This is a genomic window from Flavobacterium sp. (assembly GCF_035760125.1).
Classification (GTDB): Bacteria; Bacteroidota; Bacteroidia; order Flavobacteriales; family Flavobacteriaceae; genus Flavobacterium.
This window is the reverse complement of sequence record NZ_DASTTN010000075.1, coordinates 1-4,487: the sequence shown is the minus strand read 5'-3', so window position 1 is coordinate 4,487 and position 4,487 is coordinate 1. Positions and strand designations below refer to the sequence as shown.

Below are 4,487 nucleotides of genomic sequence, written 5' to 3'. Positions count from 1 at the left end.
TTTCAAACGAGCCCCTTTTAAACCAACAAAAGCTTCAATTGCATTCCATTTTTGGGCTTCTTCACCTACTCTGATGATTTCAACCGATTCTAAAGCATCTCCTTGAGCAATAGCATCCACAACATCTTGTCCTTCCACTACATTACCAAAAACAGTGTGTTTGTTATCCAACCAAGGTGTAGCAACGTGTGTGATGAAAAACTGAGAACCGTTCGATCCTGGCCCTGAATTTGCCATAGACAAAACACCCGGCGCATCATGACGCAAATCTTGATGGAATTCATCATCAAATTTGTATCCCGGATCTCCTGTTCCTGTTCCCAGAGGACAACCTCCCTGAATCATAAAATCAGGAATCACTCTATGAAAATTTAAACCGTCATAGAATTTTTGTCCTTGAGGTTTTATTTTATTTTCCATGTTCCCTTCAGCAAGAGCCACAAAGTTCCCAACAGTTCCTGGTGTTAAATCGTGTGTTAATTTTACCAAAATCGCCCCTTTAGCGGTGTTGAATTTAGCGTATATTCCGTTTTCCATTGTGTATATTTTTTATTGAGGTGCAAATTTACGAATAAATTTAGAGAATCAGAAAATTTGGGGATTTGAATACAGTAAATGTGTTTTGCAGCATTTTTATCGAATTAATGATTAACTAAATCTGATTTCAAAAGCGAATACAAATTCAAGTCAATAAAAGTGTCATAAAGCAATTCACCTTGTCGAATCACACCTTCTTTTGCAAAGTTTAATTTTTCAGGAATGGTCTTGCTTTTGAAATTTTCGGTTCCGCATTTAATTTCAATTCTATTTAATTCTAAATCCAAAAAGCAAAAATCGATAATGGCCTGACATGATCTTGCAACAATTCCTTTTCCTTGAAATCCTTCGACAATCCAATATCCAATTTCTCCAATTCTATTTTGACTGTCAATTTTATAAACCCCAATTCGCCCAATTACTTTCTCATTTTCAAAAATGACAAAAGCATATTCGTTTCCTTCTTTGTTTCGTTGCATAGTTCCTTTCACAAAATTATCTGCGAATTCAACAGTTTGCATTCTGTCTACAAAAGGTAGCCAAGGTCTCAAATGAGCTCTGTTTGCATCAACCATCTCAAAAATAGGTTGTGCATGGCTTTCAGTAATTAATTCCAGTTTAAGTCTATTGTCTATGGTAATAGTCATGTATTTTTCTATTCAAAATTAAACCCTTAGTGAGCCACGAAATCCTCTAACGGCATAATAAGACGATGCCCCGTTGTGATAAATAAACACTGTATTATAGCGGAAATCAGCAAAAATGGCACCACCCAATTTTCTAATATCTGAAGGTGTTAAAACCCAACTCGATGTTTTCTTATCAAAATCCCCAAGTTGTTGCAACTCTCGATATTCTTCTTCAGTTAAAAGTTCGATGCCCATTTCGGTCGCCATATCAATAGCACTATTTTCTGGTTTGAATTCTTTTCTAGAATCCAGTGCTTCACGGTCATAACAAAGGCTTCTACGCCCTTTTGGACTTTCTGCTACACAATCATAAAAAATGTATTCGCCTGTCTTTTCATCATGGCCTACAATATCCGGTTCACCTCCAGTTCTTTCCATTTCGTGGAGTGACCATAGTTTTTCGCGATTGGTTTCCAGTTTAGCCTGCACATTGTCCCAATCAAGACCTATGTGGCGATTTCTATTTTTCTCAAAACGTTTTTTTAAAGTACTGAGTAGTTGTTCACGCTGTTCTGGTGACAAGTCTTTTTTAGTTTCCATTGTCATAATCTGTTATTTAAGTTTCGTAATCGGATAACTTCCTGGATTTACTCTTTTTCAAATATAGGAAATAATTACTATTGAAGTTTTAAATAGAAATTTTGTGAAACCAAATTGTATTGTGTACTTTATAATATTGAGCTAATCATAAAATAAATTTTGGATAATATTCAACAAATCATAAAATTAAATCAAAGACTTGACAATAGTGACTTGCATCCACTACCTTTACAGTTAGAAATAATGTAAAACTAGTATTAGAAGATACTATAAAATGCTTTTTTGAATACTATGAAACTTCATATCCAAAATAATTTCACGACTGAATTACCTGCCGATCCTAGTGAAATCAATATTCCGAGACAGGTACTACAAGCGTGTTTTTCATACGTATTTCCAAAGCAACCCTCAAATCCGTCTTTGATTCACGCTTCAATCGAGGTGGCCAATTCTTTAGGATTGTCTCAGGAAAATATTCTTTCAGAAGATTTTTTAAATACTTTTTCTGGGAATACCATTTATCCAGAAACTAAACCGTATGCTTTGAGTTATGCTGGTCATCAATTTGGAAATTGGGCTGGACAATTAGGCGATGGACGTGCCATCAATCTAATGGAAGTACTGAATGATAACAAGTTGTACACATTGCAATTAAAAGGAGCTGGCCCTACACCATATTCCCGCACAGCCGATGGTTTTGCAGTGTTGCGTTCTTCTATACGGGAGCATTTGTGTGCCGAAGCTATGCATTATCTGGGTGTCCCTACAACACGTTCGCTTTCGCTAATGCTTTCCGGTGATCAAGTAATGCGTGATATACTCTATAATGGAAATCCTGCTTATGAGAAAGGAGCCATTGTCTGTAGAGTGGCACCTTCATTTATTCGTTTTGGTAATTTTGAATTGTTTGCCTCCAGAAAAGATCACGCTACACTACAATTATTGACAGATTATACCATCAAGCATCATTTTCCGGAAATTAAGATTGAAGGAGTTAAAAAATACCTTGCCTTTTTTCAGACGGTAACTCAGACTACTCTAGAAATGATTTTGCATTGGCAACGTGTTGGCTTTGTTCATGGTGTGATGAATACCGATAATATGTCGATTCATGGCATTACGATTGACTACGGTCCTTATGGATGGTTGGAAGATTATAATCCCAATTGGACACCAAATACGACTGATAGAGAATATAAAAGATACCGATTTGGCAATCAACCCGATATTGCTTTGTGGAATTTATACCAATTAGCAAATGCCCTATATCCTTTAATTAATGATGCCAAGCCGCTTGAAACTATCTTAAATGCCTTTGGTACTGATTACCAAAAGGAATATTGGAGTATGATGCGAAATAAGCTTGGTCTCAAAATAAGTAATGATGAAGATGCTATTTTAATTGAAAGTTTGACAGAACTTCTTCAGTTAATTGAAACTGATATGACTATTTTCTTTAGAAACTTGAGTAGTGTTCAAAAAGAGGATTCAACCAAAGTTGCTTTGGATAAAATAAAAGAAGCTTTTTATAATGAAAATGATCTTAATGAATCTATTCAGGAAAAATGGCATATATGGTTAGAGCATTATAATAATCGAATCAATGAAGAGTCTCTTACTGATACTGAACGTAAAGATCAAATGAATACAGTGAATCCTAAATATGTTTTACGAAATTATATGGCACAGTTGAGTATTGATGCTGCAGATAAGGGAGATTATTCTTTACTGAATGAACTTTTTGAATTACTTAAAAAACCTTATGATGAGCAACCAGATAGTCAAAAATGGTTTGCAAAAAGACCTGATTGGGCCAGAGATAAAGTAGGTTGCTCTATGTTAAGTTGCAGTTCATAAAGGTCTTTTTTAAGCTAATGTTATCAAAAAAAAGAATTATACTTAATTAGTAAAAAAAGCTGTTTTGTTGCTATTTTCTTAGTTTTTTAGGAGTTAATTTTAAAAGTATTTATTTTTAATTTATATGTGTTGATGTGGGAATAATGAATTAAGTAATCGAATGTTTTTTGTATTTTAACAATTGGTTAAGTGATTGATAAAGTGTTTTTTACGTGGTGTTTATAAGTAATTTTGACTTGTAATCTTAAAACAAAAAACCATGAAAAAATTATTTTTATCCGTTATTGTTTCTTTATTTGCAAGTGTAACATTTGCTTCTACGATTAATGAAGACCCTACTGTCGTTTTATCAAAAACTACAAAAGAATTATCTCAATTACTGAATACTTCATATTCTGAAAATGTTTTAGAAAAAGAAGAATTAGTTAAAGTCTCTTTTACAGTCAATGAATTACATCAATTAGTAGTATTACAAGTGAATTCAAATAATTCAGAGATTCAATCTCATGTTAAGGAAGCGCTTAATTACAAAAAACTATCATCTAATGAATTAATTATTGGAAAAGATTATGTTTTTGAAGTGAGATTCAAAAACTAACATAATGCAATTAACATAATGTAATAAAGTAATAGCTTTGTTAAAAATGTACATTTAACGATTAAGAATGTATTTGATATTTATCAGATATCAATCAAAGGAAGCCAAAAGAGTTTCCTTTGTTATTTATAGTGGTTATTAACCATAAAAAAAACCTGAACTCTATTCAGGTTTTTTTTTGTCATTTTTTTTGTTCAATCGAATTCAATAAACAGAAAAGCTTACGATTTTTTGTTTTTTCCAAAATTGAATTTTACTTTTTCGAC

Annotated in this window: 5 protein-coding genes; 2 read left to right on the top strand and 3 right to left on the bottom strand. The window is 33.0% G+C overall.

From position 1 onward, the window contains the following. The 3 genes from VFS71_RS03030 to VFS71_RS03020 all read right to left on the bottom strand — a co-directional run. Nucleotides 1-537 (bottom strand): peptidylprolyl isomerase (locus VFS71_RS03030; protein ID WP_326399306.1); only part of this gene is annotated, 537 nt, incomplete at its 3' end. A 104-nt stretch (nt 538-641) separates the two neighbouring features. Next, nucleotides 642-1,184, bottom strand: coding sequence for a GNAT family protein (locus VFS71_RS03025; RefSeq protein ID WP_326399305.1), 543 nt, complete (start codon nt 1,182-1,184; stop codon nt 642-644). Between the two features lie 18 nt (nt 1,185-1,202). Continuing rightward, nucleotides 1,203-1,766 (bottom strand): DUF4256 domain-containing protein, encoded by a 564-nt coding sequence (locus VFS71_RS03020; protein WP_326399307.1) that lies wholly within the window; start codon nt 1,764-1,766, stop codon nt 1,203-1,205. 291 nt (nt 1,767-2,057) lie between these two features. Here VFS71_RS03020 and VFS71_RS03015 point away from each other — a divergent pair, with 291 nt between their 5' ends. Beyond that, nucleotides 2,058-3,623, top strand: coding sequence for a protein adenylyltransferase SelO (locus tag VFS71_RS03015; protein ID WP_326399304.1), 1,566 nt, complete (start codon nt 2,058-2,060; stop codon nt 3,621-3,623). A gap of 259 nt (nt 3,624-3,882) precedes the next feature. Continuing rightward, complete coding sequence (locus VFS71_RS03010; protein ID WP_326399303.1) at nt 3,883-4,221, top strand: hypothetical protein; 339 nt, start codon at nt 3,883-3,885, stop codon at nt 4,219-4,221. The last annotated feature ends 266 nt before the right edge of the window (nt 4,222-4,487 follow it).